The sequence below is a fragment of the Microbacterium sp. MPR-TSA4 genome (genome assembly GCF_058792815.1).
The window spans coordinates 29429-56123 of record NZ_JBXAFF010000006.1 but is presented as its reverse complement, the minus strand read 5'-3'; the positions used below and the strand labels follow the sequence as shown (position 1 = coordinate 56123).

The window sequence follows — 26695 nt, the reverse complement described above, 5'->3', positions numbered from 1 at the left end:
GGGGGGGGGGGGGGGGGGGGCGCCCCCCCCCCCACCAGAGGGGATGTCAGCCGAGGAGGGGCGTGATGCGCTTCTCGGCGTCGGCGAGGGCCGCTTCGACCGTCTTGCGGCCGGCGGCGGCCTCGGTCAGCTCCTCGGTGACGATGTCCTGCATCTCGGCCTGGCCGTCGCCGATCGACGGCGCGAGCGCGACCTCCTCGAGCGAGTCGAACACGGCCTGGCGGTTGGCCGGCGGGGTGATGTCGAGGTAGGCGGACAGCGCCGTCTGGTCGGCGATCGGCGGGAGCTCCCAGCCGGCCGTCAGACGCGTGTCGACGGTCGTCTTCGAGCTCGTGAGGAACTCGGCGAACTTCGTGGCCGCCTCCTTGTTCTTCGTGCCCGCAGACACGCCCACGGCGTTGGAGAACAGCGCGCTCGCGTGCTGCGTGTCACCCGGCTCGACGGCGATGTCCCAGGAGATGCCGGCGTCGGCCAGGCCCCCGAACATCCAGATGCCGCTGTGCCACATCGCCAGCTTCCCGTCCGCGAACAGCTTGCTGTCGAAGTCGGGGGTGCCCGCACCCTGCTCGGCCGTCGGCATGGTCGTGCCGCTCTTGCCGACGAGCCAGGTGGCGGCGGCGATGCCCTCCGGGCTGTTGAAGCCGACCTTGCCGTCGGCGGTGAGGAACTGCCCGCCCGCCTGGGCGACGGCCTTGTAGAACTCGTGGTACGAGATGGGCTGGTAGTCGCCCCACACCCCGGCGCCCGCGTCGGTGAGCTTCTCGGCGGCGGCCTTCTCGTCCGCCCACGTCCAGTCGGCGGTCGGGTACGCGAGACCCGCGGCATCGAACAGGTCGGCGTTGTAGAACAGCACGACGTTGGAGAAGGAGCTCGGCAGCGCGTACGAGGTGCCGTCGGTGGCGTAGGCGTCGACGAGCGAGGCCTGGTAGACGCTCGTGTCCACGCCGTCCAGCGCGGCGAGGACGCCGCTCTTCTGATACGCGGCGTAGTTCGCGAACTCGATGTCGAACACGTCCGCCGCCGTGCCGCCGGCCAGGTCGGTCTGCAGCGCCGTGAAGTAGTCGGTGTAGGGCAGCGTCTTCACCTCGACGGTGATGCCGGGGTTCTCCTTCTCGAAGGCGTCGACGATCGACTGCAGGTTCTTCTCGTTGCCGCCGGCCGAGATGAAGTTCGAGTACGTGATGGTCACGTCTCCCCCCGCGGCGGGCGAGCCGGAGCCGGAGCATCCGGCGAGGGCGAGGCCGGCGACGGCGAGGACGCCGATCCCGGCGATGGGTGCTGTGCGGTTCATGCGATATCTCCTTCGATACGGGTGTGCGAGGTGAGGTCGTGCGGGTCTTACTTGATGCCGCTGGAGGCGACGCCCTGGATGACGTAGCGCTGAGCGAACAGATAAATGGCCAGCATCGGGAGGATGCTGACGACCGAGCCCGCCATCATCACGTCCCACTGGGTCGTGTACTGGCCCTGCAGCCCGGCGAGCGCCAGCGGCAGGGTCTTGAGCTCGGCCGAGCGCAGGATGATGAGCGGCCACAGGAAGCCGTTCCAGCTGTTCATGAACGAGAACACGGCCAGCGTCGCGAGCGTCGGCCCCACCAGCGGCAGCACGACCGTGCCGAAGATGCGGAAGTGGCCCGCGCCGTCGAGGGTCGCGGCCTCGTCCAGCTCGCGCGGCACGGCGTTCATCGCCTGCCGGAGCAGGAACACGCCGAATGCGCTCGCGACGCCCGGCAGCAGCACACCGAGATAGGTGTCGACGAGGCCGAGGTCTCGCATCTGCACGAACAGTGGCACGATGAGCACCTGGATGGGGATCATCATCGTCGCGAGGTACACCGCGAACACCACGGAGCGCCCACGGAAGGGCAGACGACTGAAGGCGTAGGCCGCGAGCGAGCTGGTGATCAGCTGGAGCAGCGCGGTGGCGACGGCCAGACCGAGGGAGTTGGCGATGATGCGGGCGAACGGCAGTTCCGCGAACAGCGTCTGATACGCGGAGAACGACGGCTCCTCCGGGATGAGGCGGGGCGTCGCGTCCAGGCCGGCGCCCGGCGAGAACGACGTCGACAGCGTCCACAGGAACGGGAAGAACATCACGACAGCGCCGGCGATCAGCACCGCGGCCAGGAGGGCGCGCTGGGTCTTCTCACGCATAGGTCACCCACTTCTTCTGGCCGACGATCTGCACGACGGTGACGCCGAGCACGAGGATGAACAGCATCCACGACAGGGCCGAGGCCTCACCGGCGGCGCCGTAGCGGAACGTCAGGTCGTAGATCTGCTGCACGACGACGGTGCTCGAGCCCGCCGGACCGCCGCCGGTCATCGCGTAGACCTGGTCGAAGACCTGGAAGCCGTTGATCAGCGAGATCACGACGACGAAGAACGTTGAGGGCGACAGCAACGGCAGGGTCACGTTGAACAGGCGCCGCCACGGGCCCGCGCCGTCCACCTTCGCGGCCTCGTACATCTCCTGCGGGATGGCCTGGAGCCCGGCGAGCAGGATGATCATGACGAACCCGAGGTCCTTCCACGCCGAGGCCAGGATGATCGAGGGCATCGACCACGCCGGGTCGGTCCACCAGCCCGGCCCGTCGATGCCGAACACCGCGAGGGTCGCGTTGACGATGCCGACGGACGGGTTGAGGAGCCAGCGCCACACCAGGGCGACCACGATCCAGCTCGTCACGACGGGAAGGAAGTACACACCGCGCAGGATGTTGCGACCGCGCAGCGGCACGTTGAGGGCGAGGGCGAGGGCAAGACCGCCGATGTAGACGAGCGGCAGGTAGCCGACGAGGTAGTAGAGCGTGTTGAAGAACGCCCGCTGCGTCGCCGGATCCTGCACGAGGTGGACGTAGTTGTCGAGCCCGACCCACTTCATGGGGGCGAGCAGGTTCCATTCGTGCAGGCTCGTCCACAGCGCGCCGAACATCGGGTAGATCGTGAAGAGGGCGAGCGGGATGGCGCTCGGCAGCAGGAACGCGAGCACCGTGAGCGCGTAGCGCAGTCGTCGCCGGGGCCGCCGCACGGGCCGGGTCCGGATCGCCGCGCGTCCCGTCGTGGCCGGGAGAGGCCGGGCCGTGAGGGTCATCTCGCGCCGCCGCCTTCTCCGGGCTCGACCGCACGCGCCACGGCGAGCCGCTCGCGCACGAGACGTCCCTGCTCCCCCGAGCGCCCCTGGTCGTCGAACGGGGTCGAGAGCACGAGCGAGGCCGCGCCCTGCGCCCAGCGGTCGTCCTGCCACGTCTCGACCGCCACCGGTACGGCGCGGTTGCGCGGGATGAGACCGGCGCGAAACGCCGGCTCGAATCCGAACGACCAGTGTCGCCACGACTCGACGCCCTCACCGAGGAGGATCACGATCTCGGGGTCGACCACGTTGACGACGCCCGCGAGGACCCGACCGAGCAGATGGCCGGCGTGCGAGAAGAGCTGCTGGGCGCCCGCGTCGCCCGCGTCCGCCGCGGAGCGCAGCGCGCCGATGCCGGCATCGCGGCCGATGATCCCCTGCTCGCGGGCGCGGCGCACGAGGGCGTCCTGGCCGACGATGGCTTCGAGACAGCCGCGGCCGCCGCACTGGCAGAGCGGACCGTCCTCCTCCACGGGGACGTGCCCGATCTCCCCCGCCCCGCCGCTCCGGCCCCGCAGCACGCGGCCGTCGGCCACGAGCCCCGCACCGACGCCGGTGCCGATCGTGAGGACGAGGACGTTCTCGTGCCCCCGCGCCTGGCCGTGCAGCGCCTCGGCGATCGCGAGGGCGTTGACGTTGTTCTCGACGAGGACCGGGAGGTCGAGCTCGCGACGCAGCGCTTCGCCGAGGGGCACGCGCTGCCAGCCGAGCTGCGTGGAGTCGACGGTGCCGACCGCCTGCTCCTCGACGTTGCCGGGCACGCCCACCCCGAGACCGAGGAGCGGGGCGCCGTCGCCCCCGGCGATGAACGCGCGCAGCTTCTCGGCCAGGCGTGTCGTCGCGGTGCCCGAGGCCGCATCGAAGGGCTCGGTCGCGGAACGGACGACGGTGCCGTCGATCCCGACCTCCACGACGGTGATGTGATCCGCGACGACCTTGACGCCGATCGCGCGACCCGCGTCGGCCACGAGTCCGAGAAGCCGCGCCGGGCGTCCGCCGCTGGAGGGGCTGTGGTCGAGCTCGACGAGCAGCCCGTCGGCGATCAGCTGACGCGTGTGCTGGGTGATGAGCGCGGGCGAGACGTCGAGCTCGCGCGCCAGGTCGGCCCGCGAAGTGGGACCGCTGCCGCCGATGAAGGCGAGCACGGCCGATCGAGTGACATCGGCTCGGGCGGATGAAGACGGCACGGGAACCCCTTTGTTTAGGCCTGAAAGAACATTAGGACACGACGCGCGCGAACGTCAACTCGATTCCCCTTCGCCCCGATCAGCCCGGCGCGCGACTGCTCGATGAGAACAAAGGGTTGATATCCGACGCACAGGTGGTCCATACTCTCCACTAAATTCAGACCTGAACAAAGAGGTTCCCATGTCTTCTGCTGCACGGACTGTTCCCCTCGTCGGCCCCCGGCGCGCGATCGTGCTCGCCGCGGGTCTGGTGACGGCTCTCGTCATCGCCCTCCTCGCGGCGACCCCGGCACAGGCGAGCACGCTGGACGGGGTGTGGCACGACCCCTACGGCGACGACGAGCTGTATGCCGCGCAACCGACGGAACGATCGCCGCGCGACCCGATGGCGGGCGAGGACGTCACGGTCCGCGCCACGACGTGGCCGATCGCCTCGGGCCAGTCGGTGTGGGTCACCTGGAGCGTCAACGGCGTCGCCCAGACCCCGCGCGGCGCGAGCTGGGACTACAACTCCGGCAACAACACGTACTGGAAGATCGATCTGGGATCCTTCACCCGCGGCGACGACGTGCAGTACACCGTGCACGCCGACGTGAACGGCGCCGGCCAGCGCGACATCGGACCGTTCTCGTTCGCGACCACCTCGTGGAGCACCGTCACCGACGTCACGAACGTGATCGACAACGGCACCTCGGTCGACATCGTGACGGGCGACAGCGCCGGCGACTTCACTCCGAAGGTGCGCTTCGCCTTCCCCCGCCTCGACGGCTACGACGTGCAGATCGCGCCGAGCGGATCGGGCCTGAACCTGAGTGGACTGACGGACTACACCCTCACCAACGGCGCGTCGCAGGTGACCATCGCCACGAGCCAGCTCGTCCTCAAGATCGACAAGAGCCCCTACCGCCTCTCGGTCTACAAGGGAGACGGCACGACGCTCATCACACGCCAGTACGACCCGGCGCAGTTCCGCAACATCGGCTGGGCCAGCGACGGCAGCTCCACCGTGACCAAGATCGAGGACCACTTCCTCAGCCCCGCGAGCGAGCGGTTCGAGGGCTTCGGCGAGCGCTACGACCGACTCGACCATCGCGGAACCGACGTGCACAACTACGTCTACAACCAGTACCAGGACCAGGGCGCGACCCGCCGCACGTACTACTCCGTGCCGTATTTCGCGAACTCCGCCGGCTACGGCGTGCACGTCCCCAGCACCCGGTACGCGATCTTCAACCTGGCGACCTACCGCTCCGACATGGCCGGGTTCACCGTCGACACGGGCGGCGCCGTGAACTCGACCCTCACGTACCAGTTCTTCACCGGCGACCAGACCGAGATGCTCGACGACTTCACCGCCGAGACCGGCCGTCCGCTCCTGCCGCCCAAGTGGGCCTTCGGCCTCTGGGGATCGGCGAACGAGTGGAACACGCAGGCCGAGGTCGACACGTGGCTGAACCAGGTGGACTCCTCCGGCATCCCGCACAGCGCTCTCGTTCTGGAGCAGTGGAGCGACGAGGCCACCTTCTACCTCTGGAAGGACGCCCAGTACACGCCGACCGCGGGAAGCGGCAGCCTCGACTACGCCGACCTCACCTTCCCCTCCGGCGGGGCGTGGAGCGACCCGAAGCAGATGATCCAGGATGCCCACGACCAGAACATCAAGGTCATCCTCTGGCAGATCCCGGTGCTCAAGGAGAACTTCACCTCCAACCCCTCCACCGCTCCGCAGCAGCACCTCAACGACAAGGCCTACGCCGCCGCGCAGGACTTCCTCGTGAAGGACGGCGCCGGTCAGCCCTACCGCATCCCGACGGGCCAGTGGTTCGGCGACAGCACGGTGCCCGACTTCACGAGCACCGCCGCCACCGACTGGTGGATGAGCAAGCGCGCCTATCTGTTCGACGACCTGGGCGTGGACGGCTTCAAGACCGACGGCAGCGAGGCGCTGTTCGGCCGCGACCTCCAGGTGGCCGACGGACGCCGGGGCGACGAGATGCACAACGCGTACCCGAACGAGTACACCCGCGCCTACAACGACGTCGTGCAGCAGAAGACCGGTGGCGACGGCACGCTCTTCAGCCGCGCGGGCACCTCCGGCGCCCAGAGCCAGTCGATCTTCTGGGCGGGCGACCAGTCCTCCACCTTCGGCGCCTTCCAGGAGGCGGTGCGGGCGGGACAGAGCGCCGGGCAGTCGGGCGTCCCGTTCTGGGCGTGGGACCTCGCGGGCTTCACCGGCTCGTTCCCGAGCGCCGAGCTCTACCTGCGCTCGACGTCGCAGGCCACCTTCTCGCCGATCATGCAGTACCACTCCGAGAAGTCCGACCCCACGCCGTCCGAGGCCCGCACTCCCTGGAACGTGCAGGCGCGCACCGGCGACACGAGTGTGGTCCCCACCTTCGCGAAGTTCGCGAACGTCCGCATGAACCTCGTCCCCTATCTGTACACCGAGGCCGACGACAGCGCCTCGACGGGCGTGCCGATGATGCGGGCCATGAGTCTCGCCTTCCCGGGCGACGCGACCGCCGCGACCTACGACCAGCAGTATCTGTTCGGCTCGCAGCTGCTCGTCGCCCCGATCACGACGCAGGGCCAGACCGTGAAGGACGTCTACCTGCCCGCCGGCGAGTGGTACGACTTCTGGAACGGCGGCCGCGCGCTCGGCGACGGCGTGAAGCCGTACTACGCCGCCACCGACAGCATCCCGGTGTACGCACGGGCCGGCGCGGTCATCCCCCTCAACCTCAACGACGCCTACGAGCTGGGCGGCACGATCGGAAACGACGTCGAGGCGTACGACAACCTGGTGTTCCGGATCTACCCGTCGGCCTCCAGCACGTACGACTACTTCGAGGACGCGGCGGACGCCCACCGCGCCATCGCGGTCACCTCCGACCGCGTGGCGCGCACCGTGTCGATCTCGGCTCCGGCGCTGACCACCGCCGCGACCTACCAGGTGTCGGGCACGAAGCCCACCGCGGTGGCGGTCGGCGGGTCGGCGCTCACCGAGGTCGGGTCGGTGGCGGCGCTGGCCGCCGCGAGCACCGGCTGGTTCTGGGATGCCGTGCAGCAGCTGACCTCCATCAAGGTCGCAGCGAGCACGTCCGCGCGCACGATCGCGCTGGCCGGCGTCGACAAGGCCGCGTACGAGGCCGAGTTCGCCGCGCAGACGGGCGTGGGCACGAACACGGATCACCCCGGCTACACCGGCACGGGCTTCGTGGACGGGTTCGCCACGAGCGGCGACGCCGTGCAGTTCGACGTGTGGGCCGACGCGAACGCGACCCACCAGCTGCACGTGCGCTACGGCAACGGCGCGGCGACCTCGGCCGTGCGCACCGTCCGCGTCGACGGGACGTCCGTCGGCACGCTGACCCTGCCCTCGACCGGCTCCTGGGACAGCTGGGGCATCGCCTCGATCGGCGCGAGTCTCACTCCCGGCCGCCACACCGTGCGCATCGAGTACGACAGCGGCAGCGCCGGCGGCATCAACATCGACAACCTCGTGCTCGCACGCTGAGCCGGATCCCGCGGAGAGAACCATGAACGCTCTGACCCTGCGGCGCCGCGTCGCCACCCTCGCCATCGCGTCGATCGCGGCGGCCTCCCTGACCGCCCTCGGCGGCTGGGCGGATGCCGCGCCCGCCCAGGCCGCACCGCTCGGCGTGCAGCGGGCCGAGTTCACCTCCGGATCGAGCTACCTCGTGGTCGAGGTGCTCGACGACGACCTCATGCACTTCGAGGTCGCCGGCGGCGGCACGTCGCCCGGGACGTCGACGGCGCTGTTCACGACGCCGCAGATCGCGAAGACCGACTACCCCGGCCCGGAGACCTACACGCGCAGCGGCGGCACGATCCAGACATCGGGGCTGCGACTCGACGTCGACACGTCGACGCTGTGCGTGACGGCGACCGACATCACCCGTACGCCGGAGCTCGTCCTCCAGACGACCTGCCCGGTCGATCTCACGCAGGCGTGGAAGGGCCTGAACATCACGAAGTCGTCGATGGAGAACGCCTACGGCCTCGGGCAGCAGTTCTTCACGGGAGCCAGCGCCGACGGCGACTGGGTGGGGCGCGTCCGCTCCCCCGGCGGCACCTACGGCAATGCGATGGTCTACGACGCGGAGAACGGCCCGGTCGGCAACACGCAGATCCCGGTGCTGTTCGCCGTGGGCGACGCCAACGCCAACTACGGCCTGTTCGTCGACCAGCTGTACAAGCAGGAGTGGAACCTGACCGGCGACCCCTGGACGATGCGCACGTGGGGCGACCAGCTGCGGTGGTATCTCATGGCGGGGCCGGACCTGCCCGACCTTCGCGAGGACTACATGCAGCTCACCGGCACCCCGCCCGTGCCCCCGAAGAAGGCGTTCGGACTGTGGGTCTCGGAGTTCGGCTACGACGACTGGTCCGAGCTCGACGACACCATCTCCGGGCTCCGTGCCGCCGACTTCCCCGTGGACGGCGCCATGCTCGACGTGCAGTGGTTCGGGGGCGTGACCGCCGACTCCGACGACACCCGCATGGGCACCCTCGACTGGGACACGTCGAGCTTCCCGAACCCGGCGTCGAAGATCGCCGCGCTGAAGGCCGACGGCGTCGGCATCATCCCGATCGAGGAGTCGTACGTCGGCAAGAATCTGCCCGAGCACGCCGACATGGCCGCCGACGGCTACCTCGTGCGCTCCGGATGCTCGACCTGCTCCCCGGCCTACCTCACCGGCAACCCGTGGTGGGGCAAGGGCGGGATGATCGACTGGACGCAGCCCGCCGCCGGTGCCGCGTGGCACGACGAGCAGCGCCAGCACCTCGTGGACGAGGGCGTGATGGGGCACTGGCTCGACCTCGGCGAGCCGGAGATGTACGACGCGAACGACTGGACGGCCGGGATCCTCCCCGGCAAGCACGCGCACGCCGATTACCACAACGCCTACAACCTCCTGTGGGCGCAGAGCATCGCCGACGGCTACGAGCGCAACGACGAGGACGCCCGCCCGTTCCTGCTCTCGCGCGCCGCGGCCGGCGGCATCCAGCGTTTCGGGACGGCCATGTGGTCGGCCGACATCGGTTCCACGATGAAGGCCCTCGCGTCGCAGCAGAACACGCAGCTGCACATGTCGATGTCGGGCATCGACTATTACGGCTCGGATGTCGGCGGGTTCCGCCGCGAGATGCTCGACGCGGATGCCGACGAGCTGTACACGCAGTGGTTCGCCGACAGCGCCTGGTTCGACACGCCGCTGCGCCCGCACACCGAAAACCTCTGCAACTGCCTGGAGACCACGCCCGACGCGATCGGCGACGTCGACAGCAACCGCGCGAACCTGGTGCGCCGCTACGAGAACGCGCCCTACACGTACTCGCTCGCCCACCGCGCGAACCGGTACGGCGAACCGGTGGCTCCGCCGCTCGTGTACTACTACCAGAACGACGACAACGTCCGCGAGATGGGCCACCAGAAGATGCTGGGCCGCGACCTCATGGTCGCCATCGTGGCCGGGTCGGGCGAGCGCGAGCGCGACGTGTACCTGCCCGCCGGCGACTGGATCGACATCCACACGAACGAGCGCATCGCCAGCACGGGTCAGTGGATCACGGACGTGCCCCTGTGGCGCAATGGCGTGTTCACGCTGCCCGCCTACGCCCGCGCGGGAGCGATCATCCCGCAGGCCTTCGTCGATGCCGAGACGAAGGACATCACGGGCCTGCGCTCGGACTCGACCGTGCACGACGAGCAGATCACGACCGTCTACGCCGACGACACCGCGACCAGCTTCACCCTGTACGAGGACGACGGCACGAGCACCGCGTACCAGAGCGGTGCGGTGCGCACGACGCCGATCAGCCAGTCGACGTCCGACGGCGTGGCCACCGTCACCGTGGGCGCGGCATCCGGCACGTACGCCGGCGCCCCGTCAACGCGGCCGACGATCGTCAAGCTCGTCACCGACGACACGCAGGCCGCCTCGGTGACCCTCAACGGCAGCGCGCTCACCGAGCACGCGAACAAGGCCGCCTTCGACGCCGCCGCCAGCGGGTGGTACAACGCCGGTGGCAACACGGTCATCGCCAAGGCCGCCAGCAGCGCGGTCGGCACCGCGAAGACCTTCGCCTTCACCCTGGGCGAAGACCCGGTGTGGGCGACCTTCGCGTGCGAGTTCGCGACGACGACGTTCGGCCAGTCGGTCTACGTCGTGGGGAACATCCCGCAGCTGGGCAACTGGTCGCCCGCGAGCGCGATCAAGCTGAACCCGAGCGCGTACCCGACCTGGACCGGTGTGATCGAGAACCTCCCGCCGTCCAGCGCGATCGAGTGGAAGTGCATCAAGCGGCAGGAAGCGGGCAATCCGAACACGGCCGACGCGTGGGAGCCCGGCGGCAACAACGTGCTGAACACTCCCCCGTCGGGATCGGCCGGGATCACGACGGGCGCGTTCTAGCCGTGCGGACCCGGTCCCCGCGCGGGGACCGGGTCGACGCGGGCTACGCGCCGACGCGCTCCCGCACGCGCGCGGTGGCCGTGACGAGGTTCTGCAGCGCCGCCACGGTCTCCTCGTAGCCGCGCGTCTTCAGCCCGCAGTCGGGGTTGACCCAGACCTGGTGCAGCGGAAGCTCGTCCGCGGCGCGCTGCAGCAGTTCCTCGATCTCGTCGACGCTCGGCACGCGCGGGGAGTGGATGTCGTACACGCCCGGCCCGACTCCGTGCGAGAAGCCCGAGGCCGCGATGTCGTCGATGACCTCACCGCGGCTGCGCGCCGCCTCGATCGAGGTGACGTCGGCGTCCAGCGCGGCGATCGCGTCGATCACGACACCGAACTCGGAGTAGCAGAGGTGGGTGTGGATCTGGGTGGCGTCGGCCGCCCCCGCCGTCGCGAGGCGGAACGAGCGCACCGACCACTCGAGGTAGGCGGGCTGGTCGGCCCGCCGCAGCGGCAGGAGCTCCCGGAGGGCGGGTTCGTCCACCTGGATGATGCGGATGCCGGCGGCCTCGAGGTCGGCGATCTCGTCGCGCAGCGCCAGGGCGACCTGGTCGGCCGTCGCGGCGAGCGGCTGGTCGTCGCGGACGAAGGACCACGCGAGGATCGTGACGGGTCCGGTCAGCATCCCCTTCACGTACTTCTCCGACCGGGATTGCGCATACGTCGACCACCCGACCGTCATGGGCGCGGGACGCGACACGTCGCCCCACAGGATCGACGGGCGGGTGGCGCGCGAGCCGTACGACTGCACCCAGCCGTTCTGGGTGACGGCGAAGCCGTCGAGGTGCTCGGCGAAGTACTGCACCATGTCGTTGCGCTCGGCCTCCCCGTGCACGAGGACGTCGAGGCCGAGGTCCTCCTGCAGGTCGATGACGCGATCGATCTCGGCGCGCAGGAACTCCTCGTACTCCGCTGCCGACAGCTCACCGCGCGTGTGGGCCGCGCGCGCCCGGCGGATGTCCGCGGTCTGCGGGAACGAGCCGATCGTCGTCGTCGGCAGCGTGGGCAGACCGAGCGCCGTCTGCGCGGCGGATCGCCGGGCGAACGGCGCGCGGTCGGATGCCGCGGCGTCCAGCCCCTCCAGACGCGCGCGCACGTCGCCGTCGGCCACCCCGGGCGCCGACCGACGGTCGGCGAGGGCGGCGTCGGCCGCTGCGAGCTCGTCGGCGATCGCGGCGCGCCCGGCGACGAGACCGCGCGCGAGGGTCGCGACCTGGGAGACCTTCTGATCCGCGAACGCGAGCCATGCCGCGAGACGCGGGTCGAGCGCCGGCTCGTCGGCGACGTCGTGCGGCACGTGCTGCAGCGACGTCGAGGTGCCGACGGCGACCGCGGCCGCGCCGACCGCGCGGAGCCGCTCCAGCCGGTCCGCGGCGGCGGTCAGGTCGCCGCGCCACACGTTGCGACCGTCGACGACACCGCCCACGATCGTCTTGCCGGCGAGGCCGGGATGCGGGGCGGGCGCCTCGGCGGCGCGGTGCAGATCGATCGCGAGGGCCTCGATGGGCGCCGCGGCCAGCACGCTCCACGCGTCGGCCGTCAGCGGCCCGTAGGGCGCCGCCACGAGGATCGCCGGACGGTCCGCGGCGGCTCCCAGCACCGCGTACGCGCGCTCCGCCGCGGCGGCGAGTCGGTCGGCGTCGATTCCCAGACTCTCGCTGACGAGCGCCGGCTCATCCAGCTGCACCCACGACGCGCCGGCCTCCCGCAGCGACTGCAGCAGCGATGCGTAGACCGGAAGGAGATCCTCGAGGCGGTCGAGCGGGGAGAAGCCCGCGGGCGCGCCGTCGGCGGGCTTCGCCAGCGCGAGGAGGGTCACCGGACCGACCACGACGGGGCGCACGGTCACGCCGTCCGCGGCGGCCTCCGCGACCTGCCGGGCGAACCGGTCGTGCGAGAGCGCGAAGCGGGTCTCGGGAGCGATCTCGGGAACGAGGTAGTGGTAGTTCGTGTCGAACCACTTCGTCATCTCCAGCGGCTGACGATGACCGTCGCCGCGCGCGGCGGCGAAGTAGGCCGCGAGCGGCACGGCGCCGTCCTCGCCCCGGAGCGCGTCGAAGCGCGCCGGGAGGGCGCCGACGGCGGTCGCCGCGTCGAGCACCTGGTCGTAGTAGGAGAAGGTCTCGGGGATGGACGAGTCGTCGCGGCCGAGGCCGAGGTCGAGGAGCCGCGCGCGCGTCGCGCGGCGGAGGGCCGCCGCCTCGGTCTCGAGGCCGGCCTCGTCGAGCACACCGGCCCAGTGGCGCTCGACGGCACGCTTGAGCTCGCGGCGGCGGCCGATGCGCGGGTAACCGAGGATCGTGCCGGCGGGGAAGGACGTGGTCATGGGGTCGTCTCCTCAGGGATGAGCCCGGCGGCGCGGAGCACGGCCAGGACGGTGTCGTGGTTGTTGAAGGCGTAGAGGTGGATGCCGGGCGCTCCGCCGTCGAGCACGGCGCGGGCGAGGTCCGCGGCGTGGGCGATGCCCACCGCGCGCTGCGCGGCGGCATCCGTCGCGGCCTCCAGGGCGACCGCGAGGTCGTCGGGCCGGGGGTCGCCGGTGAGCTCGAGGACGCGGCGCAGGCGTGCGGGCGAGGTGATCGGCATGATGCCGGGCAGGATCGGGATGACGACGCCGGCGGCGCGGGCGCGCGAGACGAAGTCGAGGTAGTCGTCGGGGCGGAAGAAGAGCTGCGTGATCGCCGAGGTCGCTCCCGCCGCCTGCTTGGCCAGGAGCGCATCGATGTCCTCGAAGCGGTGGCGCGAGCGCGGGTGGCCGTTCGGGAAGGCCGCGACCGCGATCTCGACCCGCTCCCCGGCGGCGACCTGCGCGGCCCCGGGAACGCCGGGGATCTCCTGCTCGCGATACGGCGAGCGCTCCGCCTGCACCCGGTCGATCAGCTGCACGAGCTGCGCCGCCGACTCGAGGTCGCCGAGCGCGACCTCGTCCTCCGCGACCCCCGCGGGAGGGTCGCCGCGCAGGGCCAGGAAGCGGGTGATGCCGGCGTCGAGGAACTCCCGGATCACGGTGGTGGCCTCCGCGTAGCTGCTGCCGACGCACGTGAGATGGGCCACCGGGGGCACGGGCGTCTCGCGGAGGATGTGGGTGAGGACGGCGAGCGAGCGGTCGGTGGTCGATCCGCCGGCCCCGAACGTGACGGAGATGAAGCGCGGCCCGGTGGCGGCGAGCACACGGATCGTCTCGTGGAGGGCCGGGAGCCCCTCGGCCGTCCGGGGCGGATAGATCTCGAAGGAGAAGGGCACCGTCCGAGCGGACCTCGGGGACACGTCGTCGACGATCGGCGCGGTCGCGCGGGGCTCGTGAGACATCATGGCTCGGTTCGCTCTCGGGTCAGGGTCGTTCAGCCGGTCGGCCGCGGGGCGCACGAAGGTGCGGTTCTCGCGGGCGGGTGCCGGGCTCGGCTGTCGCTCCTGCCCGGGCGAACCGGGCGGCCCGCTGGCGCGGGCGTCGATGGCACCACTGTAGGGCCACGACGGCGGCATCCGGTGTTGTGTGACGACACGTTTCACTCCGGGCGGGGAGGATGCCGTCGCCCCGCGGCGTAGCGTGGGACGTATGGTCGACGCACGCCCCTACGGATCCTGGCCCTCCCCGCTGACCGCCGCGTGGGCCTCCGCCGCCTCCCCGCGCATCGACGGCGCCGCCGTCGTCGGCGACGAGGTGTGGTGGGGGCAGTCCGTCCCCGAGGAGGCCGGTCGCACGGCCGTCTTCCGCCGCGACGCGCAGGGCGAGGTGCACACCGTGCTGCCGGCGCCGTGGAACGCGCGCTCGGGCGTGCACGAGTACGGCGGCGGGTCATGGGCGGCCGATGACGAGGGCCGTCTGTTCTTCGTCGAGCGCAGCGATCAGCAGGTCTGGGTGATCGAGCCCGGTCACGAGCCGCGCCCCCTCACGGCGGAGCCCGACGTCCGCTACGGCGGTCTGCGCGTCAGTGCGGGAGTGCTCCTCGGCATCCGCGAGCGCGGCGGGCGCGATCGGGCGATCGTGCGGATCGAGCGGGACGGCTCCGGCGCGCGCGACCTCGTCGCCGGCAGCGACTTCGTCGCGCAGCCGGTGCTCTCGCCGCGCGGCGATCGCCTCGCCTGGGTCGCCTGGAACCATCCGGACATGCCCTGGGACCGCACGGTCCTGCGCGTCGGGCGGATCGACGACGGCGCCGTCGTCGAGTGGACGGACGTGACCGACGGCGCCTCCGCGGCGCTGCAGCCCGAATGGGCCGACGAGGACGACCTCGTCTACCTCGACGATGCGAGCGGGCACTGGAACCCGTGGCGGGTGCGGCTCGATGCGGATCTGCCGCGTACCGCACTCGCCCCCGCGGACGCCGACACGGGTGGGCCGCTGTGGTCTCTCGGCAGCCGCTGGTACGGGCTGCTCGACGACGGTGGGCTGCTCGCCGTGCGGACCGAGGGTGCCGATGAGCTCGTGGCGGTGGATGCCGCCGGCACCGCGACCGCCGTCGACGTCCCCGCCACCGCGTCGCTGGCCGTCGAGGCCGTCGCCGGTCGTCGGGCGCTCGTGTCGGGGATGGCCCCGGGAGTCAGCGGGATCTGGCTCGTCGACCTCACCGACGGTCCCGACGCGGCGCATGTGACGCGCGTCGTCGGGGCGCCGGCGCAGATCCCCGGCGACGAGCTGGGCTCGTGGGTGCCGCCGACGCGGCCGCTCACGGTGGAGGGACCGACCGGGCCGGTGCACGCGTTCGTCCATCCGCCGACGAACCCGCACGCGGCGGGCCCCGCCGGTGAGCGTCCGCCGTACCTCGTGCTCGTCCACGGCGGCCCGACCGGCCACGAGGGCGGCGTCGCCGACGGCAAGACGCTGTTCTTCACGAGTCGCGGCATCGGGGTGCTCGAGGTCAACTACGGCGGCTCCACCGGCTACGGCCGGGCGTACCGGCAGCGCCTGCGCGGCCAGTGGGGCGTCGTCGACGTGCAGGATGTCGCGGCCGCGGCATCCGGTCTCGCCGCGTCCGGCGCGGCGGACCCGCACCGGCTGGCGATCAAGGGCGGGTCGGCCGGCGGGTGGACGGTACTGGCCGCGCTCGCCCGCACCGACGTCTTCGCCGCGGGCATCTCGCGCTACGGCGTCGGCGACGCGCGCGCCCTCGCGGCGGACACCCACGACTTCGAGTCCCGTTATCTCGACGGCCTCATCGGCCCGCTGCCGGAGGCCGAGGACCTGTACGTCGAACGGTCGCCCCTGACGCACATCGCGGGCTTCGCGGTACCCGTCCTCCTGCTGCAGGGCGCGGAGGACGCGGTCGTGCCGCCGTCGCAGGCCGAGGCGATCCGCGATGCCCTCGCCGCGCGGGGGGTCCCCCACGCGTACGTCCTGTACGAGGGCGAAGGGCACGGCTTCCGCCGCGCGGAGTCGGTCGTGCACGCGTTGGAGAGCGAGCTCGCGTTCCTCGGGCAGGTGTTCGGCTTCGAGACCCCGGGGGTGCCGCCGATCACGCTCGCGTTTCGACTCCTCGCTGCGCTCGTCGCTCAACGACCGGGCCTGTCCCCCACCGCCCCGCCCGGTCGTCGAGCGAGCGCAGCGAATCGAAACGCCCGACCGTCACCACCGGTCGTCGAGCGAGCGCAGCGAGTCGAAACGCCCGACTGTCACCACCGGTCGTTGAGCGAACGCAGCGAATCGAAACGCCCGACCGTCACCACCGGTCGTTGAGCGAACGCAGCGAATCGAAACGCCCGACCGCCCCGCCCGGTCGTCGAGCGAGCGCAGCGAATCGAAACGCCCGACCGTCACCACCGGTCGTTGAGCGAGCGCAGCGAGTCGAAACGCCCGACCGTCAGACGGCGTAGGGCGCGAGCTCCGCGGCGAGACGCTCCGAGACGTGCGCGTGCACGGCCGTGCCGTCCTCCTCGTGCGACGTCGAGACGATGTGCCCCGACTCGTGCACGGCGTTGATCAGGTCGCCGCGGTCGTACGGCACGAGCGCACGCACCTCGACGGCCGGAAGCGGCAGCGCCTCCTCGACCACGGCACGGAGCTGGTCGATGCCCTCGCCCGTCCGCGACGACACGAACAGCGCGCCCGGCTCGAGACCGCGCAGCACGAGTCGGGTGTCCTCGTCGACGAGGTCCGCCTTATTGAACACGACGATCTCGCGCGTGGAGCGCGCCCCCACGTCGCCCATCACGTCGCGCACGGTCGCGAGCTGCGCGGCGGGATCGGGGTGCGAGCCGTCGACGACGTGCACGAGCACGTCGGCGTCGCCCACCTCCTCCAGGGTCGAGCGGAACGCCTCGACGAGCTGGTGCGGGAGGTTCCGCACGAACCCGACGGTGTCGGTCAGCGTGTACACGCGGCCGTCGGCCGCCTCGGCCCGGCGCACCGTGGCATCCAGGGTCGCGAACAGCGCGTTCTCGACGAGCACGCCGGCGCTGGTCAGCCGGTTGAGCAGGCTGGACTTGCCGGCGTTGGTGTAGCCGGCGATCGCCACCGAGGGGATCGTGTTGCGCTTGCGCTCGCTGCGCTTGGCCTCGCGGGCGGGTGCGAAGTCGCGCAGCTGCTTGCGCAGCTGGGCCATCTTGGTGCGGATGCGGCGGCGATCGAGCTCGATCTTCGTCTCACCCGGACCGCGCGAGCCCATGCCGGCGCCACCGGCGCCCACCTGGCCACCGGCCTGACGGCTCATCGATTCGCCCCAGCCGCGCAGGCGCGGCAGCAGGTACTCGAGCTGGGCGAGTTCGACCTGGGCCTTGCCCTCGCGGCTCTTCGCGTGCTGGCTGAAGATGTCGAGGATGACGGTGGTGCGGTCGATGACCTTCACCTTCACGACGTCTTCCAGCGCACGGCGCTGGCTGGGGGCCAGCTCGGTGTCGGCGATGACGGTGTCGGCGCCCACGGCCGCCACCAGGTCGCGCAGCTCCGCGGCCTTGCCGCGGCCGATGTAGGTGGCGGGGTCGGGGTGCGGGCGACGCTGCAGCACGCCGTCGAGCACGACGGCTCCCGCGGTCTCGGCGAGCGCCGCGAGCTCGCGAAGGGAGTTCTCGGCATCCTCGTGCGATCCCTGGGGGTACACGCCCACGAGCACGACGTTCTCCAGCCGCAGCTGGCGGTACTCGACCTCGGTGACGTCCTCGAGCTCGGTCGACAGCCCGGGCACGCGGCGCAGCGCCGCGCGTTCCTCACGGTCCCACTGGTCGCCGTCGGTGTCGCCATAGGCGACGGTCGCGGAGTCCTGCAGCGCCTGGGCGGCCACGAAGACGCGCGCGCTCGAACGCCCCTCGGCGTGGGCCAGCACGCGATCCACCGGGTCGATCGGCGTCTCGTCGCCGTGCGCGTCGGTGGTCTCGGTGGTGTGGGTCATGGATTCCTTCCAGGTCAGCCTTGCAGTCTAGCCTCCCGCGGGGGCGGGTGGCTCCGGTACGCTCGCAGGATGGGGAGTGACCACTACTTCAGCGTCTCCCCGTCCAGCGCCGAGAACCTCCGCCGCATCCGTGTGTCCCTCGCCGGACGCTCTGGCGAGGTCACGACCGCGGGCGGGGTGTTCAGCCCCGACCACGTCGATGGCGGGACGGCCGTGCTCCTGGCGAACACGCCACCGCCTCCGCCGGGAGGGCATCTGCTCGACCTCGGCTGCGGGTGGGGGCCGATCGCGTTGAGCCTCGCCGTCCAGTCTCCCCACGCCACCGTGTGGGCGGTCGACGTGAACGACCGGGCCCTCGATCTCGTCCGCCGCAACGCCGCGGAGTGGGGACTCGACAACGTCAACGCCGCACGCCCAGAAGATGTTCCGGAGGACGTCCGCTTCCGCGGCATCCGGTCGAATCCCCCGATCCGGGTCGGCAAGAACGAGTTGCACGGCCTTCTGGAGCGCTGGCTTCCGCGGCTCGACGAGCGCAGCGACGCCTGGCTCGTCGTGCAGCGCAACCTCGGCTCGGATTCTCTGCAGCGCTGGCTCGCGGCCACCTTCGACGACGGCTACTCCGTGACACGGGCCGCGACCGGGCGAGGATTCCGGGTGCTGAAGGTGCGCCGGCACGGCGCCGTGCGCACGGGAGCCATCGAGCTTCCCTGACGTGCCCCTGGCGCCGGCGCGGGCGGCGCGCCGGCCTCAGGCGAGACGGACCTCGCCCGAGTAGACGAGCGCCGCCGGTCCGGACAGCAGGACGTGGTCTCCGTCGGCCTCGGCGACGATGCGTACACCGAGCGTGCCGCCGGGCACCTCCACGCTCCACCGGTCCGGCGCCGCGGCCCCCGCCCAGTGCCGGACCGCCAGCGCGGCGGCGGCCACACCGGTGCCGCACGACAGGGTCTCCCCGACGCCCCGCTCGAACACACGCATCCGGATCGTTCCGACGCCGTTCTGCACGAGCGGATCGGCCGGGACCACGAACTCGACGTTGGCGCCCTCGACCGGGTCGGGATGCAGCTGCGGCTGCACCGTGAGGTCGAGTCCGTCGAGCTCCGCGGAGCTGGAGAGGGCAACGACCACGTGCGGGTTGCCGACGTCGACGCCCTGTCCGGGCCGGGCGACGTCGAGGCCCCTCGCCTTCACCACGACATCGCCGTCGACCCGGAACACGCCGAGGTCGACCTCGAAGCCGAGGTCGCTGCGAGTGAGGGTCTTCACGCCCGCGCGGGTGCCGATGCGCAGCGGCGCGTCATCGATGTTCGCGCGGCCGGTGTCGACGAGGTACTTCGCGAACACGCGGGTGCCGTTGCCGCACATCTCCGCGGCCGATCCGTCGGCGTTGCGGTAGTCCATGAACCACTCGGCATCCGCCGTCGCCTCACCCTCGCGGAGGCGGGCGCTGCGGACGACGCGCAGGATGCCGTCGCCGCCGATGCCGAAGCGGCGGTCGCAGAGCGCGGCGATCTGGTCGGCCGACAGGTCGAGGGCACCGTCGTCGTCCGGGACGATCACGAAGTCGTTGCCCGTGCCGTGACCCTTGGTGAATGCGATCGGCTCTGCCACCCGGCCAGTCTACGGGCCGCGCGCTGTGCACCGGCGGGGTGGACGGCGGGCACGCGTCAGTCGGCGATCAGCCGCTTGCCGGTCATCCAGACATCGAACGGCTCGTACCCGAGGCGGGCGTAGAAGTCGTGGACCGCGGTGTTCTCCGGACGCACCATCAGCTCCACCTTCGGGCATCCGAGGGCGCGCAGGCCCTCCTCCGCCGTCTCCACGAGGCGGCGCGCGATCCCCTCGCCGCGACGCTCCGCGGCCGTCGCCAGGTAGTACAGCCACCCGCGATGCCCGTCGTAGCCGGCCATGACGGTGCCCACGAGGTCGCCCCGATCGTGGGCGACGAGGAACAGCTCGGGCTGCACGGTGAGCTTGCGGGCGATGTCCCGGTACGGGTCGTTCCAGGGCCGCGTCAGCCCCGCCTCTCGCCAGAGCGCGACGACGGCGTCCGTATCGGCGGTGGCGAAGGGGCGGATCTCGACGGCGGTCACGCCATCGAGTCTGCCAGCGCGGCGGCGTCCGCGTCGGGCGCGACCCAGTGGATGCCGGGGTACCGACGGAACCACGACACCTGTCGCCGCGCGTAGCGCCGCGTCAACGCCTGGGTATGCGCGATCGCCTCCGCCTGGTCGATGCGTCCGGCGAGCTGGTCGACGGCCTGAGCGTACCCGATGGCACGGCTCGCCGTGACCCCGCGCTCGAGGCCTCGCGCGCGGAGCGCCTCGACCTCGGCGAGCATCCCCTCGCGCCACATGCGCTCCACGCGCTCGTCGAGGCGCGCGACGAGCTGCGCACGGTCGAGCTCGACGCCGACGAGCATCGTGGGCTCCTGCCACAGCACCGGTTCCGCGGGCAGTGCCGCGCCGTGCCCGCGGTCGCCCTGCAGAGCGATCTCGAGCGCACGGACGATCCGACGCCCGTTGCGGGCGTCGATGCGCTCGGCCGTCCTCGGATCGAGGAGGCGGAGCCGTGCGAGCAGGGCGCCGGGGCCGTCCTGGGCGAGGTCCTGTTCGAGCCGCTCGCGCACCGCGTCGTCGTGCGGCGGGAAGCGGAAGTCGTAGACGACGCTCGACACGTACAGCCCCGAGCCGCCGACGAGGATGGCGTCGGCATCGCGGGAGAAGATGTCGGAGATCGTGGTGCGCGCGGCATCCTGATAGGCCGCGACCGCGGCCTCGTCGGTCACCTCCAGCACGTCGAAGAGGTGGTGCGGGATGCCGCGACGCTCGGCGACCGGCAGCTTCGCAGTCCCGATGTCCATCCCGCGGTAGAGCTGCATGGCATCGGCATTGACGATCTCCGCCGCGCGTCCGCGGGCGCCCAGCGCCTCGGCGAGGCGCAGCGACAGGTCCGTCTTGCCGGTGCCGGTGGCTCCGACGACGGCCCAGAGGCGCCCGGTCACCCGAGGCGCAGCGTGGGAAGGCCCAGCGACACCGCGCGCGGCGCGCCGCCCTCCGCGCCCGCGGGAGCGGGGACGCCGCAGGACTCGGCCTGCGTCCGGTCCCACGCATCGCCGGCGCGTGTGCGGCGGATCTGCAGCGGGGCGCCGTCGGTGCTGTCGGCGAGCAGGTGGAAGGGAGCGGCGTGGGTGACGGTCACGGTGACGACGTCGCCCGGGCGGGGCACCGCGGAGCCGTCGGGCAGCTCGAAGTGCACGAGGCGGTTGTCCTCCGCGCGGCCGGTCAGGCGGCGCGTCTCGGCGTCCTTCTTCCCTTCGCCCGTCGAGACGAGCACCTGGAGCTCGCGTCCGATCTGGGCCTGGTTCTCCTCCAGGCTGATGCGCTCCTGCAGGGCCACCAGGCGCTCGTAGCGCTCCTGGACGACGGCCTTGGGGATCTGGTCGGGCATCGTGGCGGCGGGCGTGCCCTCGCGGATGGAGTACTGGAACGTGAAGGCGCTCGCGAAACGGGCCTGCTCGACGACACGCATCGTGTCCTCGAAGTCCTCGTCGGTCTCGCCGGGGAAGCCGACGATGATGTCGGTGGAGATCGCCGCGTGCGGGATCCGCTCGCGGACCCGGTCCAGGATGCCGAGGAAGCGGTCGCTGCGATAGGAGCGCCGCATCGCGCGCAGGATCCGGTCGGAGCCGGACTGCAGCGGCATGTGCAGCTGAGGCATCACCTGCGGCGTCTCGGCCATCGCGTCGATCACGTCGTCGGTGAACGCCGCCGGATGCGGGCTCGTGAAACGGATGCGTTCCAGGCCGGGGATCTGACCGGCGGCGCGCAGCAGCTTGCCGAACGCCTGGCGGTCGCCGAACTCGACCCCGTAGCTGTTCACGTTCTGACCGAGGAGCGTGACCTCGATCGCGCCGTCGTCGACGAGGAGCCGGATCTCGTTCAGGATGTCGCCGGGGCGGCGGTCCTTCTCCTTGCCGCGCAGGCTCGGCACGATGCAGAACGTGCACGTGTTGTTGCAGCCCACGGAGATCGACACCCAGCCGCTGTGGACGGCGTCGCGCTTGGTGGGCAGCGTGGAGGGGAACACCTCGAGGGCCTCGAGGATCTCGAGCTCGGCGTCGCCGTTGTGCCGTGCGCGCTCCAGCAGGCGCGGAAGCGATCCCATGTTGTGGGTGCCGAAGACGACGTCGACCCAGGGCGCCTTCTCGAGGACGGCGTCCTTGTCCATCTGCGCCATGCAGCCGCCGACCGCGATCTGCATGCCCTCGTGGCGGTCTTTACGACTCTTGAGGTGTCCGAGCGTGCCGTACAGCTTGCCCGCGGCGTTGTCGCGCACGGCGCACGTGTTGATGACGACGACGTCGGCCTCGGTCCCCGCATCCGCACGCACGTATCCCGCGCTCTCGAGCGAACCCGACAGCCGCTCGGAGTCGTGGACGTTCATCTGGCAGCCGAAGGTGCGCACCTCGTAGGTGCGGGTGCGGCCGTCGGCGGCGACGGCGGCGAGCGACGGCGCGATCAGCGTGGGGGCGGCGGACGGAGAGGTCATGGTGCCTTCATTCTACGATCCGACGACGCGTCGGACTCCGGTGCGACTGCGGGCGCGGCGGGCGGCGGGCCCGCTCAGTCGAAGCGGACGGTACCCGCGGGCGGTCGCCGTACGGGCCGGCCGAGCTCGTCGAGCGCCTGCCGGGCGGCCGACAGCGCCGTCGCGCCGTAACCGCGCCGCGCAAGCTGGCCGGACAGTCGCCGCAGCGCCGTGTCGCGATCGAGGTCGCGCAGCGATCGCGCCTTCTGGCGCGCGAAGTCGAGCGCGCGTTCGGCCTCGTCGTCCGGCAACGCCCCGAGGGCCTCGTCGACCACATCACGAGGGATGCCGCGCTTGGCCAGCGCCTGCGCGAGCATGACCCGGCCCTGACCCTTCCGCTCGACGCCACTGTGGACGAGCTGCTCCGCGAGCGCCGCGTCGTCGAGATAGCCGAGGCCGCGCATCCGCGCCAGCACGTGCTCGATCGCGTCGTCTGCGAGGTCGCGCTCGCGGAGGAAGGCCCTCGCCTCCCGCTCCGACAGCGACCGCGTCCGTAGCCGCTTGACGAGCGCGGCCTCGGCGTCCTCCGCACGAGTCGCCGTGTCGGCATCCCAGGCGTCCGCCTCCGGACTGTCCTGCTCGTCCGTCCACGTCGTGTGCCACGTCGTCGACGGGGCGTCGCGGAACGGGGTCACTCCCCCGCGGTCCGCGTCCCCGACAGTCCTGTCCTCCGCAGTCGCGTCCTCCGCGGCCCCGTCGTCGCGCCGGGCGTGATGTGCTCCGCCGAACAGCGGGATCACGGGGGCGAGGCCGTCGCGCTCGCCCCCGTCGCGCGCACCGCTCATCAGGCCGGGCGGCGCGCAGCCAGATCGTCGGCGGGCACCGTCTCGGCGGCGCCGCGCGGCTGTCCGATGCCGAGCTTCTGCTTGATCTTGGTCTCGATCTCGGCGGCGATGTCGGGGTTCTTCAGCAGGAAGTTGCGCGCGTTCTCCTTGCCCTGCCCCAGCTGCTCGCCGTCGTAGGTGTACCAGGCACCGGACTTCTTGACCAGCGCGTGCTCCACACCGAAGTCGATGAGGGAGCCCTCGCGCGAGATGCCGATGCCATACAGGATGTCGAACTCGGCCTGCTTGAAGGGCGGAGCCATCTTGTTCTTGACGACCTTCACGCGCGTACGGTTTCCGACCGCCTCGGTTCCGTCCTTGAGGGTCTCGATACGACGGATGTCGAGGCGCACCGACGCGTAGAACTTCAACGCCTTACCACCGGCGGTGGTCTCCGGCGAGCCGAAGAACACGCCGATCTTCTCGCGCAGCTGGTTGATGAAGATCATCGTGGTGTTGGTCTGGTTGAGCCCACCGGTGAGCTTGCGCAGCGCCTGCGACATCAGTCGCGCCTGCAGACCCACGTGCGAGTCTCCCATCTCGCCCTCGATCTCGGCCTTGGGCACCAGCGCGGCGACCGAGTCGATCACGACGAGGTCGATCGCGCCGGAGCGCACCAGCATGTCGGCGATCTCCAGGGCCTGCTCCCCCGTGTCGGGCTGCGAGACGAGGAGCTGATCGATGTCGACGCCGAGCTTCTGGGCGTAATCGGGGTCGAGCGCGTGCTCCGCGTCGATGAAGGCGGCGATGCCGCCCGCGCGCTGCACGTTGGCGATCGCGTGCAGCGTCAGGGTCGTCTTACCCGACGACTCGGGACCGTAGATCTCGATGATGCGGCCGCGCGGCAGACCCCCGACGCCGAGGGCGACGTCCAGCGCGATGGATCCGGTCGGGATGACCTCGACGGGGGCGCGCTCGTCGCTGCCCAGTCGCATGACCGAGCCCTTTCCGAACTGCCGGTCGATCTGGGCGAGGGCCGATTCGAGGGCCTTCTCGCGGTCGGCGGGTGAGGGCATGACGTGCTCCTTGTGCTCTGCCGTCGGCGGCTCGGCCGCGTCGGGGATTCCGTCGCCTGTAGGCTGTCGCGCTCCCACCCGACGGGAGGGACGCTGCGACAAGGCGGAGGTGTCGTGATGACGATGTCCACGCTAGGGAGCGCCTCCGACATCGGTCGGGGGCACGCCCACGGATGTGGACAAACATCTCGCTCTACCTCATGTGCAGGAGCCTACGCCCCTCGAACAGAGTTTCGAGATCGCGACACGCCGTGGCGCCGCGCACACCGTCAGCGCCGACGGGGCTCCATCATGCCCACGCCGTGTCGGCGCGCGAGAGGCACGTCGGTCTCCACGCACAGCGCGAGCCAGATCTCCCGCGGATCCACCCCGTCGGCCAGCGCCTGCGCCGCGGTGCGATGACCGACACCGGACAGGGCGAGGTCGGCGACGAGGCTCGACCCGCGGGGGCCGAATTCGTCCGCGACCGCGCGCGCGAACTCACTGCGCCGCACGTCAGCGCAGCGAGAGCTCGGGCTGGACCAGACCGCCGTCGAGGGCGGCCAGATCGTCGGGGACGACGTCGGGGAAGACCTGCAGGCCTTCGAGGACGGATAGGCGGTCGCCCACCTCGCGCATGATGGTCGAGATCGGGACGTCGAGGGCCTCGGCGACCGCGGCGAGGATCTCGCTCGACGCCTCCTTCTGACCGCGCTCGACCTCGCTGAGGTAGCCCAGGGCGACGCTCGCGCGCCCGGCGACCTGACGGAGGGTGCGCCCCTTCTGCAGACGGAAGTCGCGCAGGACTTCGCCGATCTCCTGACGAACCAGGATCATGTTCGGGCCCCCTCCTCTACTCGTGTTCCCTCGCCGGTTTCGGTACCCGGGTGGACAACAGTACCCGACTTGCTGGCCACGATAGCCCTCACGTGCTGGGTAATGGTTGGGAATCGCTCAGACGTAACCAGCGCGACACGAACGGTATTCCCCGCGACATCGCCCGCGCGCGGGCGGGCGCGTCAGAGCGCGTCGAGCACCAGTCGGATGGCGCGCGCCGCGGTCTCCGCACGGATGCCGTCCCGGTCGCCGTCGAGCTGCACCGACTCCACCCGCGAGCCCAGGGGCGTCGCGACGGCGATGTGCACGGTTCCCACCGGCTGGCCGTCGGACGAGACCGGGCCGGCGATGCCGGTGGTCGCGATGCCGACATCGGCCGGAACACCGTCGCGTCCGAGGGCGCGGCGGGCCCCCTCGGCCATCTGGCTCGCGACCCGCGGGTGGACGGGCCCGTGCGCGTCGAGGAGGTGCTGCTCCACCCCGAGCAGGCTCGCCTTGACGTCGGTCGCGTAGGCGACCACCGCGCCGCGGAAGACCCGCGACGCCCCCGACACCGAGACGATGGAGGCGGCGACGAGACCGCCCGTGAGCGACTCCGCGGCGGCGATGGTCCAGCCCAGCTCCGCCAACCGGGCCACGAGGCGTTCGGGGTCGGTGCGGCGACCGACCGAGACGAGGGTGCTCTCGAGGTCGTCGGCGAGGCCGGTCTCGCCGGACGCGGGGGTGGGCGACGCGGTCATCGCCGGGGCTCCCCGGATCCGGCCGCCCGCGACGCGCGCGCGCCGCGCACCTCGGTCACGACGTAGTCGAGACCGCTCGCGACGGTGAGGACGACCGCGATGACCATGGCGATCGTGTTGACGACGTGGATCCCGTCGCCGACGAGGGTCGACAGCGGCAGCAGCGCGAGCGAGAGCGCGACGGCCTGGGCCACCGTCTTGAGCTTGCCCATCCACGCGGCGGCCACGACGTGGTCGCTCGCGACGACGAGGCGATGCACCGTGATGCCCACCTCGCGCACCAGCACGAGGATCGTGACCCACCAGGGCAGCTCGCCCAGGAGGGAGAGGCCGACGAACGCACAGCCGGTGAGCGCCTTGTCGGCGATGGGATCGAGGAGCTTGCCCAGGTCGGTGACGATCTCGTACCGGCGGGCGAGGTAGCCGTCGATGCCGTCGGTCGCGATGGCCACGATGAACAGCGCGCCCGCCCACCAGCGCAGGGCCCCGTCGGCGCCCTGGTCGGCGAGGAGCATCCAGAGGAAGACCGGTGCGCACAGGATGCGCACGATCGTGATCGCGTTCGGGAGCTGCCGGGGAATCGCCACG

General features: G+C 71.4%; 21 protein-coding genes. 4 read left to right on the top strand and 17 right to left on the bottom strand.

What is annotated here, in order from left to right; translation table 11 throughout:
* Window positions 1-46 precede the first annotated feature (46 nt).
* Genes AC1Q49_RS05195 through AC1Q49_RS05180 form a run of 4 tightly spaced genes read right to left on the bottom strand, consistent with a single transcriptional unit; the run spans window position 47 to window position 4320 of the window.
* Window positions 47-1291, bottom strand: a complete 1245-nt coding sequence (locus AC1Q49_RS05195; protein WP_492491137.1) for an ABC transporter substrate-binding protein — start codon at window positions 1289-1291, stop codon at window positions 47-49.
* 47 nt (window positions 1292-1338) lie between these two features.
* Complete coding sequence (locus AC1Q49_RS05190; RefSeq protein WP_060959495.1) at window positions 1339-2154, bottom strand: carbohydrate ABC transporter permease; 816 nt, start codon at window positions 2152-2154, stop codon at window positions 1339-1341.
* Complete coding sequence (locus AC1Q49_RS05185) at window positions 2147-3094, bottom strand: carbohydrate ABC transporter permease (RefSeq protein ID WP_082734139.1); 948 nt, start codon at window positions 3092-3094, stop codon at window positions 2147-2149. The genes AC1Q49_RS05190 and AC1Q49_RS05185 overlap by 8 nt, the downstream gene beginning before the upstream one ends.
* Entirely contained in the window at window positions 3091-4320 is a 1230-nt protein-coding gene (locus tag AC1Q49_RS05180; protein WP_061782138.1) for an ROK family transcriptional regulator, read from the bottom strand. Before AC1Q49_RS05180 ends, AC1Q49_RS05185 begins: the two co-directional genes overlap by 4 nt.
* A 181-nt stretch (window positions 4321-4501) precedes the next feature.
* On the opposite strand from AC1Q49_RS05180, the gene AC1Q49_RS05175 reads away from it, so the two are divergent.
* Both AC1Q49_RS05175 and AC1Q49_RS05170 read left to right on the top strand, forming a co-directional pair.
* Entirely contained in the window at window positions 4502-7837 is a 3336-nt protein-coding gene (locus AC1Q49_RS05175; protein ID WP_492491136.1) for a TIM-barrel domain-containing protein, read from the top strand.
* 22 nt (window positions 7838-7859) lie between these two features.
* Window positions 7860-10760 carry a TIM-barrel domain-containing protein gene (locus AC1Q49_RS05170; protein ID WP_492491135.1) on the top strand — a complete coding sequence of 967 codons (2901 nt, stop codon included), beginning with the start codon at window positions 7860-7862 and terminating at the stop codon, window positions 10758-10760.
* 43 nt (window positions 10761-10803) lie between these two features.
* Here AC1Q49_RS05170 and metE read toward each other — a convergent pair whose 3' ends face one another.
* Both metE and AC1Q49_RS05160 read right to left on the bottom strand, forming a co-directional pair.
* The gene (metE, locus tag AC1Q49_RS05165; protein WP_492491134.1) at window positions 10804-13125 is read right to left on the bottom strand and encodes a 5-methyltetrahydropteroyltriglutamate--homocysteine S-methyltransferase; all 2322 of its coding nucleotides are present in this window, start codon (window positions 13123-13125) and stop codon (window positions 10804-10806) included.
* Window positions 13122-14042, bottom strand: a complete 921-nt coding sequence (locus tag AC1Q49_RS05160) for a methylenetetrahydrofolate reductase (protein ID WP_492491133.1) — start codon at window positions 14040-14042, stop codon at window positions 13122-13124. The genes metE and AC1Q49_RS05160 overlap by 4 nt, the downstream gene beginning before the upstream one ends.
* 313 nt (window positions 14043-14355) lie before the next feature.
* Here AC1Q49_RS05160 and AC1Q49_RS05155 point away from each other — a divergent pair, with 313 nt between their 5' ends.
* On the top strand, window positions 14356-16473 hold the full coding sequence (locus tag AC1Q49_RS05155; protein WP_492491132.1) for a prolyl oligopeptidase family serine peptidase: 2118 nt from the start codon (window positions 14356-14358) through the stop codon (window positions 16471-16473).
* A 124-nt stretch (window positions 16474-16597) separates the two neighbouring features.
* On the opposite strand, the gene hflX is transcribed toward AC1Q49_RS05155, so the two are convergent.
* A complete protein-coding gene (hflX, locus tag AC1Q49_RS05150; RefSeq protein WP_492491131.1) occupies window positions 16598-18121 on the bottom strand; it encodes a GTPase HflX in 1524 nt (507 codons plus the stop codon).
* A 69-nt stretch (window positions 18122-18190) separates the two neighbouring features.
* On the opposite strand from hflX, the gene AC1Q49_RS05145 reads away from it, so the two are divergent.
* Complete coding sequence (locus AC1Q49_RS05145) at window positions 18191-18832, top strand: class I SAM-dependent methyltransferase (RefSeq protein WP_492491130.1); 642 nt, start codon at window positions 18191-18193, stop codon at window positions 18830-18832.
* 36 nt (window positions 18833-18868) lie between these two features.
* On the opposite strand, the gene dapF is transcribed toward AC1Q49_RS05145, so the two are convergent.
* The 10 genes from dapF to pgsA form a co-directional block, all read right to left on the bottom strand.
* Complete coding sequence (gene dapF, locus AC1Q49_RS05140; protein WP_191008775.1) at window positions 18869-19732, bottom strand: diaminopimelate epimerase; 864 nt, start codon at window positions 19730-19732, stop codon at window positions 18869-18871.
* Window positions 19733-19788: 56 nt separating this feature from the next.
* Window positions 19789-20214 (bottom strand): GNAT family acetyltransferase, encoded by a 426-nt coding sequence (locus AC1Q49_RS05135; RefSeq protein WP_060959488.1) that lies wholly within the window; start codon window positions 20212-20214, stop codon window positions 19789-19791.
* Window positions 20211-21125 (bottom strand): tRNA (adenosine(37)-N6)-dimethylallyltransferase MiaA, encoded by a 915-nt coding sequence (gene miaA / locus AC1Q49_RS05130; RefSeq protein WP_492491129.1) that lies wholly within the window; start codon window positions 21123-21125, stop codon window positions 20211-20213. Before miaA ends, AC1Q49_RS05135 begins: the two co-directional genes overlap by 4 nt.
* The gene (miaB, locus tag AC1Q49_RS05125) at window positions 21122-22672 is read right to left on the bottom strand and encodes a tRNA (N6-isopentenyl adenosine(37)-C2)-methylthiotransferase MiaB (protein ID WP_191008778.1); all 1551 of its coding nucleotides are present in this window, start codon (window positions 22670-22672) and stop codon (window positions 21122-21124) included. The genes miaA and miaB overlap by 4 nt, the downstream gene beginning before the upstream one ends.
* 74 nt (window positions 22673-22746) lie before the next feature.
* Window positions 22747-23496, bottom strand: a complete 750-nt coding sequence (locus AC1Q49_RS05120) for a regulatory protein RecX (RefSeq protein WP_492491128.1) — start codon at window positions 23494-23496, stop codon at window positions 22747-22749.
* The gene (gene recA, locus AC1Q49_RS05115) at window positions 23496-24551 is read right to left on the bottom strand and encodes a recombinase RecA (RefSeq protein ID WP_060959484.1); all 1056 of its coding nucleotides are present in this window, start codon (window positions 24549-24551) and stop codon (window positions 23496-23498) included. Before recA ends, AC1Q49_RS05120 begins: the two co-directional genes overlap by 1 nt.
* A gap of 269 nt (window positions 24552-24820) precedes the next feature.
* The gene (locus tag AC1Q49_RS05110; RefSeq protein WP_060959483.1) at window positions 24821-25045 is read right to left on the bottom strand and encodes a DUF3046 domain-containing protein; all 225 of its coding nucleotides are present in this window, start codon (window positions 25043-25045) and stop codon (window positions 24821-24823) included.
* Between the two features lies 1 nt (window position 25046).
* Complete coding sequence (locus AC1Q49_RS05105; RefSeq protein WP_060959482.1) at window positions 25047-25367, bottom strand: helix-turn-helix domain-containing protein; 321 nt, start codon at window positions 25365-25367, stop codon at window positions 25047-25049.
* Between the two features lie 182 nt (window positions 25368-25549).
* Window positions 25550-26107 carry a CinA family protein gene (locus AC1Q49_RS05100; protein WP_060959481.1) on the bottom strand — a complete coding sequence of 186 codons (558 nt, stop codon included), beginning with the start codon at window positions 26105-26107 and terminating at the stop codon, window positions 25550-25552.
* On the bottom strand, window positions 26104-26694 hold the full coding sequence (gene pgsA, locus AC1Q49_RS05095; RefSeq protein ID WP_492491127.1) for a CDP-diacylglycerol--glycerol-3-phosphate 3-phosphatidyltransferase: 591 nt from the start codon (window positions 26692-26694) through the stop codon (window positions 26104-26106). The genes AC1Q49_RS05100 and pgsA overlap by 4 nt, the downstream gene beginning before the upstream one ends.
* Window position 26695: the final 1 nt, after the last annotated feature.

What these genes read in the sequence shown, in the direction of transcription:
- metE (WP_492491134.1), bottom strand. Translation starts at nt 13,125, where the DNA reads ATGACCACGTCCTTCCCCGCCGGCACGATCCTCGGTTACCCGCGCATC.
- AC1Q49_RS05100 (WP_060959481.1), bottom strand. Translation starts at nt 26,107, where the DNA reads ATGACCGCGTCGCCCACCCCCGCGTCCGGCGAGACCGGCCTCGCCGAC.
- AC1Q49_RS05120 (WP_492491128.1), bottom strand. Translation starts at nt 23,496, where the DNA reads ATGAGCGGTGCGCGCGACGGGGGCGAGCGCGACGGCCTCGCCCCCGTG.
- AC1Q49_RS05145 (WP_492491130.1), top strand. Translation starts at nt 18,191, where the DNA reads ATGGGGAGTGACCACTACTTCAGCGTCTCCCCGTCCAGCGCCGAGAAC.
- AC1Q49_RS05175 (WP_492491136.1), top strand. Translation starts at nt 4,502, where the DNA reads ATGTCTTCTGCTGCACGGACTGTTCCCCTCGTCGGCCCCCGGCGCGCG.
- AC1Q49_RS05105 (WP_060959482.1), bottom strand. Translation starts at nt 25,367, where the DNA reads ATGATCCTGGTTCGTCAGGAGATCGGCGAAGTCCTGCGCGACTTCCGT.
- AC1Q49_RS05155 (WP_492491132.1), top strand. Translation starts at nt 14,356, where the DNA reads ATGGTCGACGCACGCCCCTACGGATCCTGGCCCTCCCCGCTGACCGCC.
- recA (WP_060959484.1), bottom strand. Translation starts at nt 24,551, where the DNA reads ATGCCCTCACCCGCCGACCGCGAGAAGGCCCTCGAATCGGCCCTCGCC.
- AC1Q49_RS05190 (WP_060959495.1), bottom strand. Translation starts at nt 2,154, where the DNA reads ATGCGTGAGAAGACCCAGCGCGCCCTCCTGGCCGCGGTGCTGATCGCC.
- miaB (WP_191008778.1), bottom strand. Translation starts at nt 22,672, where the DNA reads ATGACCTCTCCGTCCGCCGCCCCCACGCTGATCGCGCCGTCGCTCGCC.
- AC1Q49_RS05170 (WP_492491135.1), top strand. Translation starts at nt 7,860, where the DNA reads ATGAACGCTCTGACCCTGCGGCGCCGCGTCGCCACCCTCGCCATCGCG.
- AC1Q49_RS05185 (WP_082734139.1), bottom strand. Translation starts at nt 3,094, where the DNA reads ATGACCCTCACGGCCCGGCCTCTCCCGGCCACGACGGGACGCGCGGCG.
- AC1Q49_RS05195 (WP_492491137.1), bottom strand. Translation starts at nt 1,291, where the DNA reads ATGAACCGCACAGCACCCATCGCCGGGATCGGCGTCCTCGCCGTCGCC.
- hflX (WP_492491131.1), bottom strand. Translation starts at nt 18,121, where the DNA reads ATGACCCACACCACCGAGACCACCGACGCGCACGGCGACGAGACGCCG.